This is a genomic window from Oceaniovalibus sp. ACAM 378 (genome assembly GCF_008085915.1).
In the GTDB taxonomy this organism is placed as follows: domain Bacteria; phylum Pseudomonadota; class Alphaproteobacteria; order Rhodobacterales; family Rhodobacteraceae; genus Oceaniglobus.
The window spans coordinates 300063-316098 of record NZ_VSJK01000004.1; the positions used below are offsets into that span (position 1 = coordinate 300063).

Below are 16036 nucleotides of genomic sequence, written 5' to 3' on the forward strand. Positions count from 1 at the left end.
GGACACGCGACATGGCAGAATATCTCGCCCCCGGCGTCTTTGTAGAAGAAGTGGACCTGAAACCACCCGCGATCGAAGGCGTAAGCCTCAGTGCCGCGGGCTTTGTCGGCGCAACCCGGCGCGGGCCAACCGATGGCGGGCCAGTGCTGGTCACCGGCTATCCGGAGTTCCTGCGCACTTTCGGTGGGCCATTCGATCCGACCTCGCCGGTGAACCCGGTGGGCGATCTGCCTTTCGCCGTCGAAGGGTTCTTCGCCAATGGCGGGCGGCGGCTCTACGTCCGGCGCGTGGCCCCGGCGGGCACGACTCCGGCCGCGTTCTCGATGAGCGGCGGCATCCTGACACGGCTGCGCCCCGGCGAGGCTGCGGTGGTCGGCCAGACGACCTTCCGCCCGCAATCCCTGCGCGGGCTGCGCGACGGGTTGAACGTCACCTTCCAGACCAACGTGAGCGGGGTCGCCTATAGCTCCAGCGCGCTGACCATCGCCGCCAACGGGATTGACCGCGATACCGGCACGGTGACCCTTACCGCGGCCATCGACATCGCCCCCGCTGGCCCCAACACACCGGCGTCGTTCGCCCCGGGCGCCACAGGAGTCGTCACCAACGCCAACGACATCGACGCGGCCGGGCTCATCGACACGGGCGCGCGCCAAGTGATCGGTGACCTGTTTGCCGCCAATGGCGGGGCCTGGGGCGACGGCCTTGTCGTCACCGCGCAACATGGCGACGGCGCGCAGTCCACGCTCGCAGGCTTTATCTTCGGCGCGGTCGACGACAACCGGATCCAGGTCGTCTCGACGGCCGGCTTCTATCCCGGCGCATGGGTGGAGATCGACCGCGGCCCCAACGCCGGTAAACGGTACCGCCAGCTTGATCACGTCGAAGGCACGGTGCTGGTTCTGCTCGGCGGGGCCCTCGTGGCCGGAGACGTCGCCCCGGCCCCGGCCGGGTCCATCACCCGATTCACTGTCTGCGAGTTCACGCTGACCGCCCGCTTCGAAACCCAGAGCGAAACCTTCACCGGCCTTACTCTGGCCAATGTGCCGGGGCACTTCATCACCGAAGTCCTGCAACGCTCCAGCCTGATCCGCATGGAAGAGGCCGCCTTGCCGCTCAACGCACCACTCTTCGGCACCAACACCAACCCCCTGCTCTTCCCGGCGGGCGACGATGGTGCGCGGATCACGCTGGCTGTGTCCGGCGTCGATGCTGTCCCCTCGGCCAACGACATCGTCGGCACCGACAACGGTCCCGGACAGCGCACCGGCCTCTTTTCGTTCGAGGACGAGCCGAGCCTCGGCATGATTGCCGCTCCGGGCTGGGGAGACCTCGTGGTCAAGCAGGCGATGATCGACCAGTGCGAGCGGTTGAAGTACCGCATTGTCCTGCTCGACCCGCGGCTGGTGGGCGGCGTCGCCCCCAACATCCAGCAGATCCGCGACCAGCGAAACGAGGTCGACAGCCGCTATGCCTCTGTCTTCTACCCCCGCATCATGGTGCCGACGGCGCTGGGTGGCACCGGGCGGGCCATCGCGCCCTCGGGGCACGTGGCCGGGCTGATCGCGCGGGTGGATTCCGTGCGCGGGGTCAACAAGTCACCCGCCAACGAGATCGTTCGCGGGATTCTGGGTCTGGAGAGCACCGTCAACCAGCGCGAGCACGAGGTGCTGAACCCCGAGGCGATCAACGTGATCCGCGACTTCCGCGGCGACCGGCGCGGCATCCGCCTCTATGGTGCGCGCATGGCCACCAGCCTGCAGGACTGGCGTTACACCTCGGTGCGCAGGCTGTTCATCTTTATTGAGAAATCCATCGAGATCGGCACCGCCTGGGCCGTCTGGGAGCCGAACAATCCCACCACCTGGCAGCGGCTCATCGACAGTGTCAACGCCTTCCTGACGCGGCTCTGGCTTGATGGCGCGCTGTTGGGGCTGAAGAAGTCCGACGCCTTCTTCATCGACTGTGGGCTCAACACCATGACGCAGGACGACGTCGACAACGGGCGGCTGATCATGACCGTCGGTGTCGCCGCGTCGAAACCCGCCGAATTCGTCATCATCCGGATCAGCCAGATGGCTTCCGGCGCATTCATCGATGAAAGCTGAGGAGGTTTCCAAATGGCAAACGGCAACCGGATCGACCCCTATCTGGGCTATATGTTCAGCGTCAGTATCGGCGCGATCACCAACATCGGCTTTCGCGAGTGCATGGGGCTCTCGCTTGAAGTGGCACCGGTGGAGTACCGCGAAGGCAACTCGCGCAATCTGAACGTCAGAAAACTCTACGGGCTGCGCACCTTCCAGAACCTCCAGTTCAAGCGCGGCATCATCGAGGACCGGCAGCTCTACCTCTGGTACCTTGAGGCGCTGAACGGCAACGCCCCCCGGCGGGACGGTTCGATCACGCTCCTCGGCCAGGATGGAGAGCCCACAGGCTGGCACTGGTTGTTCTTCGAGGCCTTTCCGACCAAGTGGGAGGGTCCAAGCTTCAACGCCACCGCCAACGAGGTCGCGATCGAAGCGTTGGACATCGCGGTGGAGCGGATCGAGGCGCAGGTCTGAATGCGCACTCCGGGGCTTCATATCCTGCCACCAGCGCCTCCGGCGCGGATCGACGCGAGCCGTATCGATGTACCCGCCTTCATCGGCGTGGCCGAGCGGGGCACCATCGGGCAGAGCGTGGCGCTCTCGGGCTGGCCGGCCTACCGCGAGGTTTTCGGCGGCTACCTTCCCAATGCGCATCTCGCCTATGCCGTCTTCGCCTTTTTCGAGAACGGCGGCGCGCGCTGTCATGTGACCCGCGTCGCAGCCCCGGCGGCCGAGACGCAATCGGACCCGCTCCAGCCGCTCTCGGGCGACGGGATCACCGCAGCGGTGGTCGCCTCGGCCGGATTCGTTGCGGGCGCGGCGATACATGCATCCCAACAGATCGAGACCGCGTCCGTCGGCCCGCAGCCCGCCGACCGGGCCTCCTCCATCGTGGCGTCGACCGCCGGGCTCCAGGCCGGAACGATGGTCCGGGTCCGCCAGGGGGACCTGACCCAGCTCTGGCGGGTGCTGTCCCGCGTCGACGACGCCGCCAGCGCGATCACCTTCCGGGAGCCGCTGACGCTCGACTACGACCTCACCCAGCAGATCCATTTCACCGTGACCCATACCGCAACCCGGCTCATGGCCACCGCGGGCGGCAATGTGCTGACCTTCACCCGCCCCCTGCCGGGCAACATCGTGCGCAACCGGCAGATCGACTATCGCAGTGGCCGCGGCACGGCGGGGGGAGAGTTGCCCTCCGAGCGTGGCGTGCCGCTGCTGCGAATACAGGCAAGTTCACCGGGGGCTTGGGGAAACGCGCTGGTGGTCCGGCTCGCGCGCGGCTCGGCGGCCGAGACCGAGACCCGCACCCGCCCAGCGCCTCTGCCACCCGACGCGCCGAACCTGCTCTCGCTCGCGCGGATTCAGGGCCTGCCCGTCGGCGCGACACTGACGCTCCAACAGGAGGGTGCCGCCCCGGTGCGCCGCCGGGTGGCCGGGGTGCTCGGCCCGGAGCGGCAGATCCGGCTGGATGCAGACTTGCCCGTCAGCTTTTCCATGGCTCAGGCGGCCTCAGGCGTCCGGCCGGTTCGGCTGCGGCGCGAGACCTTCACCCTCTCCGTAGTGGAGCGGGACCGGCTGGTGGAGCTGCATTCGGATCTCGATCTGCCCGAAGCAGGCGTCTTGCCGCTTATCGCGGGCAGCCGGATTATCGCCGAGCGTCTGGCCATCGCCAGCGAGCCCTATCCCCTGCCCCATCCCGAGCAACTCGCGACATCCGGCGCGCTGCGACTTGATGGCGGGCTCGACGGAATCGCCGCGCTCTTGCCCGAAGACTTTCTCGCCGGGCTCGCTCCCTATGACGACGAGGACGAGCCTGCGGCGATCGCCATGCCGGACATCCAGCCACCTGTCATAGCCGCCTCCGAGACCCTGCCGTCTCCCCCGGTGGTCCCGGACCCTTGCGCCCTGGACCCATCGGCCGCGGTTCCGATCCCCGACAGACTCTCGACCATCGTCGAAGCCGCACCGGTCATTTCGGCCGGGGCCCACGCCGCGCTGGCCCGCGCACTGGTCGCACATTGCGAAGGCCGGGGTGATCGCATCGCCGTGCTTGACGCCCCGCGCGATCTCGACGCCGCAGATCCCTTTGACCCGGAGAGCGCGATCGACTGGGCCTTGGGACAGGCCAGCTCCTATGCCGCGCTTTACTGGCCTTGGGTCTTGGCCGTGGACCCGCTGGACAGGCTCGGCGGGCTTCGCACCATCCCGCCCTCTGGGCACGTCCTTGGCGCATGGGCCCGGTCCGATGTCGCCCACGGGACACAGAAGGCCCCGGCGAACCAGCCGCTGCTGTTTGTCGAGGCGCTGAGCCGCGAGACAGACACCGCACGGCTGGGCCTGCTCAATGCGGGGGGCGTCAACTCGATCCGGCCTTTCACGGGCGCAGGCGTCCGGATCTACGGCGCGCGCACACTCTCGCCACAGCCAGACCTTGCGCTGCTCAACGTGCGGCGCATCCTGATCCAGCTTCGCCGCAGTCTGCGCCAGTCCTTGCAATGGGTCGTGTTCGAACCCGACAACGCTGCGCTGCGCCGCCGGTTGCAGACCGCCGTCGAAGGATTTCTCGAACGCTGGTGGCGGGCTGGGCGGTTTGCAGGTGCCACGGCAGATCAGGCCTTCCTCGTCCACATCGCCCTGCCCGAGGCGCTTGGGCCCGGCACCCTGCTTGTCGAAATCGCCGTCGCCCCCGTGCGACCGGCGGAATTTGTCGTGCTTACCGTCACCCGGATCGACGAGGCCATCTCGATCGGCGAACCGGCGGTGTCGGCGGGCGTGGCGCAGGGAGGTGCGGCATGACCGGCGACCGAAACGATCCTGCCCTCGCCTACAACTTCGAGGTCGAACTGGTGGACGCCCAGAGCGTCGGCGCGTTCCTCTCTCTCACCACCGGCGTGCCCTCCAAGGCGGGGTTCAGCGAGGTATCGGGACTCGAGGTCTCGATCGAACCCGAGAAGTACAAGGAAGGCGGCAACAACGGCACCGAGCTTGTGTTCCCCGGTGCGGCAAGCTGGTCGACGCTGAAACTGCGCCGCGGCGTGGTGAAAAGTTCCGACCTCTGGGACTGGCACATCGGCTTTATCGAGGGTCGCGGCGTGCGGCGCGACGGTGTCGTCACCCTGCTCGACCAGAACCGTGACGCCGTGCGCTCCTGGCGTTTTCTCAATGGCCTGCCGGTGAAGTGGCTGGGACCGAATTTCAACGCGATGGAGGCGGCGGTCGCGATTGAGGAGATCGAGATCGCGCATGAGGGCATCACCGGCACCGGCAGCCCCAACCTTGTCAGCGCCATCGGCGCCTTGTTCTGAAGGAGACCGCAATGGACGACGTGCATGTCGAAACCCTGAACGTGGACATCACCGCCACCGATGGCGGCAGCCTGACCCCGGCGCAGGAGGCCCGCGTGCTGACGCTCGTCCGCCAGATTCTCGCTGACGACACCCGCAAGCGCCAACTCCAGAACGCCAACCGCAACCTCGGCCAGCCCGCCGACCGCACATTCGAGGGAGGCTGAGCCATGGTCCAGGCGCTTGCAAAGGCAGAAATCCACAGGCTGAACCCCGACGGCACGCCTGCGGGCAAGTCGCTTACAGTGCAGTTCAATCCCAACGAATACACGCTGGTCAAGGGTGCCAAGATCGCCCAGATCCCGATTTTCGGCATCGACAGCCCGATCCTTCAATTCGTCGCCGGCACCTCGGAGACGATGAGTTTCGAGCTCTTCTTCGACTCCACCGAGGACGGCACCGGGACCGAGGCCAAGCCGGTCACCAAACGCACGGATGAATTCTATGATCTGATCAAGATCGACGGCGAGACCCACGCGCCGCCGGTGGTGCTGTTTGCCTGGGGGGCTGATACCTTCCCCGGCCACCGCCGCCCCGACAGCCAAAGCCGCCACGGGTTCAAGGCGCTTGTGGAGCAGGTGCGCCAGCGCTTCACCTATTTCTCCAGCCTTGGCGTGCCGCTCCGGGCAACGCTGAGCCTGACGCTGAGGGAGTACAAGACCCTTGACCAGCAGATCGCCGAACTGAACCTGCGCTCACCCGACCACACCAAGGCCCATGTGGTGCAGACCGGCGAGACCATCACCCGCATTGCGCAGAAGACGGCGGGCGATCCGCGCTCCTGGCGGCGGATCGCCGAGGCCAACGCAATCGACGACCCATTCTCCCTCGCACCTGGCACGCAGCTTGCCGTGCCTCCGGAGGTATGACCCATGGCACCCCCGGCAAGCCCCACCCTGATCGAACTGGCGAAAACCAACGCCTCCTACTACGTGCCCACCTTCGAGCTGCGGGTGAAGGGCGCGCCGCTGCCGCGCAACGTGGTGCGGGACGTGGCCGAAGTCGTCTACGAGGACAACGTGGACAAGGTGGACGGCTTTCACCTTTCGCTTGCCAACTGGGACGCCACCGAGCGGCGGCCGAAATATGTCGGCCTGTCAAAGGACCGCCAGAACACCAAGGATGCAAAGCTGTTCTCACCCGGCAACGAGGTACAGCTTTTCATGGGCTATCAGGGCGATCTGACGCTGTTGATGACCGGCTATATCACCATGCTGGATGTGGAATACCGCGAAGACGGGGCGACCGCCCTCACCGTGCACGGACTCAACGTGATCGACCGGCTGCGCCAGCGGCAATTCACCTGGACCTGGCCCGATGACGGGGCAAAGACGATCCGCGACAGTGACGTCGCGCTCGCCCTCGCCCGCCCGGCGGACGACAAGAAGGGCCGCCCCGGACTTGGAATGCGGGTGCGCATCGACAAGGGCGCGCGGGATCGCGAGCCTCCCGTGGACCACATCATGATGAACAACGAAGTGCCCATCGTCTTCCTGCTCGAGCGGGCCCGGCGGCGCGGCTATGAGGTGACCATCGACGAAGAGATCCAGCCCAGCGGGAAGTCGGAGCAGATCCTGTATTTCGGCCCGACGATCTCGCTCAAGGACGTGAGTTACGTTCTGGAATGGGGCAAGTCGCTCACCAGCTTCAAACCGGTCTTTTCCTCGGCCAAGCAGCTCTACGCCGTCACCGTCACCGGCTGGGACCGGCGCAAGAAGGCGAAGATCTCCGAGCGGGTCACGCTGGATTCGATGGACCCGGTCGATCTGCCGAACAAGGACCTGATCGAGCCCGCGCGAGTGGCAAACCGCGAGGACGTGATCACCGACCATCCGGTGAAATCCAAGGAAGAAGCCAAGCGCCATGCCACCGACATCCTGCGCGAGCAGCAGCACCAGATGATCACCGCCGCCGGCGAGACGGTGGGGCTGGTGGATCTGCGCGCCGGCCGCGTGGTCGCCATTCGCGGCACCGGCGTCCCCTTCGACGGCAAGTACTTTGTGACGGGCACAAGGCACACGATCGGCATCAACGGCTACCGCACCCGGTTCCAGGCACGCCGCATCAACCCGGAAACATGAGAGGACCGCCATGAAACGCTCTGACGCACAACGCCCCCGAATGTCCGGACAGACGATTGCCACGGTGGTGTCGCTTGATGATCCGGATGGCGAGGGCAAGGTCCTGCTGGAATTGCAGACGCAGGAGGGCCGCAGCGTGCTCGCCTGGGCGCCGGTTGTCACACCCATGGCCGGAAACGGCCGCGGCTTGTGGGCAATGCCGGAAGAAGGCGACGAGGTCCTCTGCGGCTTTCTCTACGGCGACCCCGAGCATCCTTACATGTTGGGTGCGCTCTACAACGGGAAGGACAAGCCGCCCTCGACCTCCTACCGCGAGCGGCGCTGGTCGTCGCTGGTGCATCCCGGTTTCCGGATGCTCGACAAGGAGGGGGAGAAGGGCGACTTCGGCGCCGTCGTGATCGAGGATCATTACGGCAACCGGATCACCCTTTCCAACGGCAAGATCACCGTCAGTTCGGTCTGCCTCGTGGAGTTCAAGGCCGAGATGTTCTCTTTCTCGGGGTCCGGCTGGCGCCGTGTCATGACCCCCAACAACAACCCGCTCTGAGGTACGATCCATGGCAACCAAGGAGATCCCCATCGAGGCCGACCTTCAGGAACTCCTGAAGATCCCGAGCTGCGATCTCCTGCGGCTGAACCGGCCAAAGCCGCTTTCGGTACAGATGCCGGGCGGTCCCAAGGTGCAGGCGTTCGCGGATATCTCGAAGGGGATTCCGACCGATTGCTCCTTCGCGCTGTCGATCTCGCTTCAGATCGCCCCGTTCCTGATGTCGACGCATTGTCTGGTCCAGATTCTGGCCATGCTCGAGGCCGTCAAGAGCGTTGTCGAGGATCTCCCCATCCCGTCCTTCGAAACTCTGGAAAAGTTCTTCAAGGCGGCGGACGGGATCGCCGATTGCGTACTGGCCTTTACGCCGCTGGGCCTTTTCGATTTCATCCGTGACCTTCTGCTTCTCATCATCAAGTTCCTCAAATGTTTCATCGGCGCGATGAAATCGATGATCGAAACACTCGGCGGGCTGACGATAAAGATCGGCGAGGCCGAGGCGCTTGGCAATGACGAGTTGAAACAACTGTACGAATGCGCCCGCGAGAACGCGGCGAATTCCAACCAGACCCTGCAGGACGGGCTGGGACCGGTCGTGAACCTTATCGATCTAGTGAAACCCCTTCTGGAAATTGCCGGAATCCCTGTCGAGGTGGAGTTGCCAGCAGCCGCCGACCCGGAAGACCTGGAGGCGATGACCGAGGCAATCCAAAAGATCGAGGACATCGTCGTGCTGCTTGAACAGGTGGTGGAGACAATCCCATGAGACAATCCCCCGACATCCGTCCTTTTCTGGGCCGCGGCACCGCGGTTCCGTTCCGCCCCAACACCCGCGGCGGCTTGGACCTCGTGAGTGGTCCCGCGCTGGTGGAGCAGTCGATCTGGATCATCCTCACGACGCCGCGCGGCTCGGTCGAGATGGAACCACGCTTTGGCTGCGGCATCCACGGGCTGGTGTTCTCTGACAACACAGCCGCCGCCCGCGCCATCATCGCCCAGCAGGTGGCCGAGGCGCTGACCGAATGGGAGGCCCGGATCGACCTCATCGACCTCCGCGTGTCCGAAGGGACCGAACCCACCGAGATCCGGATCGAGATCGACTATCGGCTGCGCTCCAACAACGCCTTTTTCAACCTGGTTTACCCCTTCTATGTGCGCGAAGGACGCGATCTGTGATGGTCCTCAAAGCCCCCGACCTCGACGACCGCCGCTATGACGACCTGCTGGAGGAGGTCCGCACCCTGATGCCGCGCTATGCGCCGGAGCAGACCGACCTCACCGACAGCCAGCCCGCGATCCTCATCGCCAAACTCTTTTGCTGGATGACGGACCTGACGCTCTACCGGGTCAATCGCATCCCCGAGCGGGCCTACGTCAAATTCCTCGAACTGATCGACGTGACGCCGAAGCCCGCGAGCCCTGCCCGCACCGAGCTGAGCTTCACGCCCGCCCGGCAGGATGTTCCGGATATCGTGGTGCCCGCAGGCACTCAGGTCGCCGCTGCGGCAGACGAAGACGGGCCGATCCTGTTCGAGACGCTGGAGCCTCTGAGCGTGGTGGCAACGCCGCTTGTCGAGGTGCAGGTCTATGACGGTTTCGGCTATCGGATCGCCACCACCCGCGCCCGGGCCGAGGGCCAGACCATCGACCCTTTCGGCCCGCTCGCCCGCGACGGTTCTGCGCTTTTGCTGGGTTTCCAGCCCACCGCCGATTTCACCGCTCAGGACATCTCGTTGCTGATCCGCCTGCCCCGGAACGAGCGCCCGCCCACGCCGCTGAGCTGTAACGTGGCGATCGATCCGCTTCCGGCGGACCTTGTCTGGGAAGTGCGCAACGCGACCGGATGGGAGCCGATTTCCACCATCCGCGACAACAGCCGCGCGTTTACTCAGGACGGCTATGTCCGCATCGCCGGCCCCGGCACAGTGGCACGTCAGGCCATCGTCGGAGAGGTGCAGACACCGCTCTACTGGCTGCGCTGCCGCCTCCAGCGCGGGGCCTACGAACGCCCGCCACGCCTCGACTCGGTGCTGATCAACACTGTGCCCGCGCATCAGGCCTCCACCGCGACCGAAGAATTCCTTGGCCGCAGCGATGGCCGACCCGACCAGAGCTTCACACTGGCCAACCTCCCCGTGGTGCCGCGCGACAGACCGATGAAGCTGCTTACGCCGGACGGCGTGGCGATTTCAGTCCCCAGTCTTCGGCTGGAGGTGGATGAGGGTCAGGGATTTGTACCATGGCAGGAGGTGCCCGACTTCCTTGCCAGCGGCCCCGACGATCGCCATTTCACGCTGAACCATGGCACCGGCCTCGTGACCCTCGGGGACAACCGGCGCGGACGCATTCCCATAGCGGTGGGCGGCGGAGAAATCGTCGCGCAGGAGTATTTCTGGGGCGGCGGTCGGCGCGGCAACCTTGCCGCCGGAACCGTGACCCAGATCCAGAGCTTCGTTGCCGGGATCGAGGAGGTCACGAACCCGTTCGCCGCCGAGGGCGGTGCCGAAGAGGAGCCGGTGGAGGACGTGAAGCGCCGTGCCGCCGCCGAGATCGCCAGCAATGGCCGCGCCGTAACCGCCGCCGATTTCGAGACCCGGGCGCTCTCTACCCCCGGCGCCCGCATCCGCCGCGCCCATGCCGTGGCACGCTTTCATCCGCAGTTCCCGGGGGCCGAGGTGCCCGGCGTGGTGACAGTCATCGTCGTGCCCGATGGCGACGGCCCCGCGCCGATGCCAAGTGCCTCGACCCTGACGCTTGTCTGCAAGCATCTGGATACCGTACGCCTCATGACCTCCGAGGTTCACGTTGCCCCGCCGCGCTACCGCGAGGTCCGTGTGGCGGTGACGGTAGAGGCCCGGCCGGACGCCGATGCCGCCGAGGTCCGGCGGCTGGTGGAACAGCGGCTCGACAGTTTCTTCCACCCGCTCGAGGGCGGCCTGAACCCGGCCACGGGCGATCCCGGCGCAGGCGGCCTGCCGTTCGGCGCGACGATATTCGTCTCGGACCTGTTTCAGCTCATCCTCGCCACCGATGGCGTGGCCCGACTCGCCGATGGCCAGATGGAGGTCCGCGTCGATGGCGAGGCCAGCCAGTTCTGCCGGGATATCCCGCTCTGCCCAAACGAGTTGACCTGCGCGAAGGGCCATGACGTCACTGTCCGGTTCCGGGGGAACGGGTCATGACCGCGGGGCTGGATATCGTCCGCCGTCTGGTGCTGGATGCCCGGCTGGGCTGGCCCGCAGCGGCCAGCTTCGAGATCGCCGTGGGCGATGAGATCCGCCTCGCCGATCACCCCGTCGCCCCCGACCCCATTGCCGACCCCTCTAACCGGCTCGGCGGGCTCTCCGGGCCGATTTGGGCCGCCGTCTTTCGCGCCGGCGCTCTGGTGATCCTCGACAAGGAAGGCGCGAGGCTCCTCGCCTTCGATCCCTGCGACGAGGCATTCCATCCTTTCGCGTGTTTCCATGGCCCCGGCTCTAGCATCGGTGCGTTGCGCGGCGCGCGTGGCCTTGCGGTGGATGCCGCCGGTCGGCTCGTGATCGCGGACACCGGCAACAGACGGGTGCAGGTCTACGATCCGCGTCTCTCTCGGATCACGCAGGTGATCGGACCGTTCCGCGCCGAGGCCGGGGCACTTGTGCCGGTGTCGCCCGCCCCTGAGCTGGACCCTGACGGTCTGCCCACCGGTGCCCTGACCTATCCGACCGGCACTTGGGAGCCGACGGCGGCCCTGCCCCGGACGGGCGCGATGCTCTGGGTGGCCGACCGGGCCGGGCAGGCAATTCACCGGATCGACCCGATGGGCCGCCCCGCAGGTCAGCTTGACGCCGACGATCCGGCGGGGCGGCCGCTTGGCGCACCGGTGGCCCTGACATCGCTGGCGGATGGCAGTGTCGCCGTGATCGAGGAGGGCGAAGCGTCGGTGCGGATTCTCGACCCTCAGGGCCGCTTTGTCGAGGACGTGGCGCTTTTTGCCGAACTGGAACCCCGCGCCTTTCCGCCGGTGGTTGCGGTTGATGCCGACGGGTCGATCTGGATCTCGCCCCGCGTTCCCGGGCCAAAGCAGCGCATCCGCCGGGACGCCACCGGGCGGTGCACACCCTGCGAGCAGGTTCGGCGCGTGCCCGCCCACTGCCCCGTGCTGGCCTTCGACCGGGACGGCGCGGCAATCCTTGGCGACGCGCGGCAGCCCTGCCTCAGCCGCGCCCCTGCCCGGGCCTTCGCCACCGACGGCACGCTCTATACCACGCCACTGGACAGTCGCCGCTCGGGCTGCGTCTGGGACCGCATCGCGCTGACCGGACGCCTGCCCGAAGGTTCGCGCCTGACCGTGGCCAGCTTCACCGCCGAGGGCGTCTGGACGGCTGACGAAATCGCCACCCTGCCCGAGGCCCGCTGGACCGAAACCCGGCTCACCGCCTTCGACCACGACGGCACCTGGAATGCCGCGATCCGCAGTGCCGCGGGCAGATACCTCTGGCTGCGTCTGCGGCTTTCCGGCGACGGCGCGGCAAGCCCCAGCGTCTCGCGGATCGATCTGCGCTACCCGCGCAACAGCCTCGCCCGGCACCTGCCGACCGCCCTTGCCCCGGACCCGGCCTCGCACGACTTTCTGGAACGGTTCATGGATCTCTTCGGAGAGATCCGCAGCGGCTATACCGAGATCCTCGACGACATCGCCGGGCTCTTCGATCCATGCGCCACGCCCACCGCACCCAAAGGCGCAGCGGGGCGCGATTTCCTTGACTGGCTTGGCGGCTGGCTCGGTCTGACGCTTGAGCGGAACTGGCCGGTCGAGGCCCGGCGGCGGCTGGTGCGCGAGGCGGCGCGACTTTACCGAATGCGCGGCACGCCGGAAGGGGTGAAGCGCCACGTGGAGCTTTATACCGGCATCCAGCCGCAACTTATCGAACACTTCCGCCTGCGCCGCTGGATGGCCCTCGGACAGGGAAGGCTCGGTGCCGACACCGCGCTCTGGGGCCCGGAAGCAGCCGCGCGGCTGGAGCTTGACGCCTACGACCAGATCGGTCGCTTCGTGCTCGTGGACAGCGGCGATCCGCTGCTCGATCCGTTCAACGTCTTTGCCCACAGGGCAACGCTGATCGTGGCGGTCCCGCCAGGACCACGCGCCGAGCGGGAGGTCCTCACCGCGACGCTGGAGCGGATCGTGGCGGCAGCCGCTCCGGCCCATGTCGCGGTTGAAATCCGCGTTGTGGAGCCGGACTTCGTGATCGGCTGCGGTGCCATCATCGGCACCACGACACGCCTGCGCTGCGAGCCGGGCCGCGTCACGCTTGATGAAACAGAACTCGGCCCACCCGTTCGCCTTGCGGGCGCGCCACGCTTTCAGCTCGGTCCGCGCGGCGGCGCGCGGCTGGGAACCGAAACGCATCTGACCGGATAGGGGGAGAGAATGGATCACAATACAAGGATCCTGGGCGCGATCGAGTGTCCCACGTGCCCGGAGGACCGGCGGATCAGGAACACCTGGTTTCCGGGAAAGATCGTCACTGACCGGGTCATGGCGGACGAGCAGACCTATTTCCTGTCCCGTGCCAATCGCCACACCCGGCTGCTGCACGGCTGGGGCGTGGTTTGCGGGCTGCACGTCAGCGAACACCCGAACCCCGCCTGCCGGGAGCAATGGGTCGTCGTCCAGCCCGGGGCCGCAGTGGATTGCTGCGGTCGGGACATCCGGGTGGACACGCCGACACTCTTCGATTTCCGCGCCGCCTTTCTGGCAGACTGGCAGCGCAACAACGGTGCCGGCGTAGAGCCGGACGACCAACCGCACAGGTTGGAGATCGTCCTGCACTATGCCGAGTGTCCGACAGAGCCGGTGCCGGTGCATTTCGAGGGCTGCGCGCCGGGCGGCGAGTCTTGCCTGCCCGACCGGATCGCCGAGGGGTTCGAACTTGGCCTCAGGGTGGACCGCCCCCTGCCCGAGCCCGACCTTGCCGGGCTTTCGGTCGCTTGGTCTTCGACCATCTCCCGCGTTGGTGCCATGCGCGCGGTGACCGACGAAACCCGGCTTTTCATTCTCGCCGAAGGGCCGCAGGCCTCGGTCATTTCCGCCGCGCTGGACACCGGCACCCTGCTTGATGTCGCCGCCTTTCCCGGGTTCGACCCGCGCGAAATGGCCGTTTCGGGGGACGGGGCACACCTGTTCCTGATCCTCGCGCCCCAGGGCGGCGGTGATCCGGAGTTGCATGTGCTTGATGCGAACGACCTCGCCGCCGCGCCGCTGCAAACCCTTGCCCTGACCGGGGGGGACGGTGGTCCGCTCGGGTTGCTGGCGCTTCCGGACGGGCGTCTGGCCGTCGCGGTGGGTGCGGCCGACGAAGTTCGCATCTGGGGCAGCGATGTCACCGGCAATGCACCACCCGCAGCGCCCGCCGTCTTGGGGGTCGCCTCTGCGCCCGGGCCGATGGCATTGCCCCCCGGCCCTGCGACCCACGCTTATATAGCCGCGACGCAGGATGCCGAGATCGCCGCAATCCGCCTGAGCGATCTTGCGGTTGTCGTGCTTGCGCTGGGAACGGGCGGCACAGCACGGCCAACCGCCCTGACCGCCAGCCGGCGGGCCGGTACGGACACGCTGGCGATCGTCGATGGCTCAGATGACTCGGTGCATCTCGTGAGCGTGCAACCCGAAGCCGCCAATCCGGCGGACCAGATCGCGCCGATTGGCGCGCCGCGGACCGATCTGGCCGCGCCGCCAGCAGCGGTCGCTCTCTCGCCCGGTGGTGCCACGGTGGCGGTTCTGAGCAAGATGCCCGACGGCTCAAGTGCTGTCCAGGTCGCCCCGGTCAACCGCATCGCGCTGGACGAGCCAGTGGCCTTCAGCGCCCCCGAACCCGTAGAGGGCGCGCCCCGGGCGCTTGCTTTCGAGGGCCCCACGACGCTTCTTGCCACGCATGACGGCGCGGGCGGCCCGTCGGGCGGGGTGGCCGTGCTTGCGCTTTCGGGGACAGACTGCCGGGACCATCTGAGCGCCGACACCTGCCCCCAATGCGGCCCGGACGACGTGCTCGTCCTCGCCACGATCCCCGAGTACCGCTTTGGCGATGCGGTCGATGCGGCCGATCTCGACCATGGCCCCGCCCGGCGCGAGCTTGCCAGCACCTGGGCCCTGCAAAGGACGCTGCTCTGCCTGCTCGACCAACCGATGGACCCGGCGAGCGAAGGCCCCGCAGGACCGCAGGGACCTGCCGGTCCACCGGGACCGCAAGGCGAGTCGGGTGCGCAAAGCGAGCCGGGGCCACAGGGCGAGCCCGGACCCGCAGGGCCGCCGGGTGCGCAGGGTGAACCGGGACCGCAAGGCCCGCCCGGCGGCTGGCCGCGACTTGACCTGCCACGGATCGTCGCCCTGGGCTGGCCCCATGGGGAACGGCTCGGACCGAACCAACCGGCCTTTCAGGTGATCCTCCGCCACGGGTTGCTGGTGGCCTTCGATCCGGGTCACCTCGTCCTTGCGGAGACATTCCACGAGCATTCGGTGCAACTTCTGCGCGCCAATGCAGAGCCGCGAGACTCGCGATTCACCTACAGTTGCTGGTGTCAGGTCGATGCCGTGGTCACCGGCCTCAGGCTGGAGCGGGGTTGCGGCGACCTGATCGACGATGCCCCGCCCTTCGACGAGGACGTGACTGCGGGGCCGGTCTCGGCGCTGCGCATCGTGCCGGGGCGCCGCGGCGTCGAGGGTGAGTTGCAGCCACTGCCCGGCCTTTGGGAGCCCGGCCGATACCGGGTGGTGCTCGACGGCCACCACATTCTGGGTGAGCGCGAGGTCGAAGTCCCGGACCCGACCGATCCGGAAAACAGGATCGTGGTCCGGCCGGGGCTTGATGCCGACCATTTCAGCCCGGGCCTTCAGGCCGGGCGCTGTCCCACGGGCGATGCGATCGAAGGTGGCCGGTTCCTGAGTTGGTTCACTGTCACCGGCGATCAGGGTTGATTGAAAGGGGA

General features: G+C 67.1%; 13 protein-coding genes. All 13 read left to right on the forward strand.

What is annotated here, in order from left to right; all coding sequences use genetic code 11:
- Window positions 1-11 precede the first annotated feature (11 nt).
- The 13 genes from FQ320_RS07370 to FQ320_RS07430 are packed head-to-tail and all read left to right on the forward strand — an operon-like array spanning window position 12 to window position 16025.
- Window positions 12-2108, forward strand: coding sequence for a phage tail sheath C-terminal domain-containing protein (locus FQ320_RS07370; protein ID WP_148471058.1), 2097 nt, complete (start codon window positions 12-14; stop codon window positions 2106-2108).
- A gap of 12 nt (window positions 2109-2120) precedes the next feature.
- Entirely contained in the window at window positions 2121-2564 is a 444-nt protein-coding gene (locus tag FQ320_RS07375) for a phage tail protein (RefSeq protein WP_148471059.1), read from the forward strand.
- The gene (locus FQ320_RS07380; protein WP_148471060.1) at window positions 2565-4892 is read left to right on the forward strand and encodes a phage tail sheath subtilisin-like domain-containing protein; all 2328 of its coding nucleotides are present in this window, start codon (window positions 2565-2567) and stop codon (window positions 4890-4892) included.
- Complete coding sequence (locus FQ320_RS07385) at window positions 4889-5401, forward strand: phage tail protein (RefSeq protein WP_148471061.1); 513 nt, start codon at window positions 4889-4891, stop codon at window positions 5399-5401. Before FQ320_RS07380 ends, FQ320_RS07385 begins: the two co-directional genes overlap by 4 nt.
- Window positions 5402-5412: 11 nt before the next feature.
- Window positions 5413-5607, forward strand: a complete 195-nt coding sequence (locus tag FQ320_RS07390) for a hypothetical protein (protein WP_148471062.1) — start codon at window positions 5413-5415, stop codon at window positions 5605-5607.
- A gap of 3 nt (window positions 5608-5610) precedes the next feature.
- On the forward strand, window positions 5611-6309 hold the full coding sequence (locus FQ320_RS07395) for a LysM peptidoglycan-binding domain-containing protein (RefSeq protein ID WP_148471063.1): 699 nt from the start codon (window positions 5611-5613) through the stop codon (window positions 6307-6309).
- A 3-nt stretch (window positions 6310-6312) separates the two neighbouring features.
- Window positions 6313-7521: a phage late control D family protein gene (locus FQ320_RS07400; protein ID WP_148471064.1), complete on the forward strand. Its 1209-nt coding sequence runs from the start codon at window positions 6313-6315 to the stop codon at window positions 7519-7521.
- Between the two features lie 10 nt (window positions 7522-7531).
- A complete protein-coding gene (locus FQ320_RS07405; RefSeq protein WP_148471065.1) occupies window positions 7532-8068 on the forward strand; it encodes a phage baseplate assembly protein V in 537 nt (178 codons plus the stop codon).
- A 10-nt stretch (window positions 8069-8078) separates the two neighbouring features.
- The gene (locus FQ320_RS07410) at window positions 8079-8834 is read left to right on the forward strand and encodes a hypothetical protein (protein ID WP_148471066.1); all 756 of its coding nucleotides are present in this window, start codon (window positions 8079-8081) and stop codon (window positions 8832-8834) included.
- Entirely contained in the window at window positions 8831-9244 is a 414-nt protein-coding gene (locus FQ320_RS07415; RefSeq protein ID WP_148471067.1) for a GPW/gp25 family protein, read from the forward strand. The genes FQ320_RS07410 and FQ320_RS07415 overlap by 4 nt, the downstream gene beginning before the upstream one ends.
- The gene (locus tag FQ320_RS07420) at window positions 9244-11250 is read left to right on the forward strand and encodes a putative baseplate assembly protein (RefSeq protein WP_255509411.1); all 2007 of its coding nucleotides are present in this window, start codon (window positions 9244-9246) and stop codon (window positions 11248-11250) included. Before FQ320_RS07415 ends, FQ320_RS07420 begins: the two co-directional genes overlap by 1 nt.
- Complete coding sequence (locus FQ320_RS07425; RefSeq protein WP_148471069.1) at window positions 11247-13472, forward strand: phage tail protein; 2226 nt, start codon at window positions 11247-11249, stop codon at window positions 13470-13472. Before FQ320_RS07420 ends, FQ320_RS07425 begins: the two co-directional genes overlap by 4 nt.
- 9 nt (window positions 13473-13481) lie before the next feature.
- Window positions 13482-16025 (forward strand): hypothetical protein, encoded by a 2544-nt coding sequence (locus FQ320_RS07430; protein ID WP_148471070.1) that lies wholly within the window; start codon window positions 13482-13484, stop codon window positions 16023-16025.
- Window positions 16026-16036: the final 11 nt, after the last annotated feature.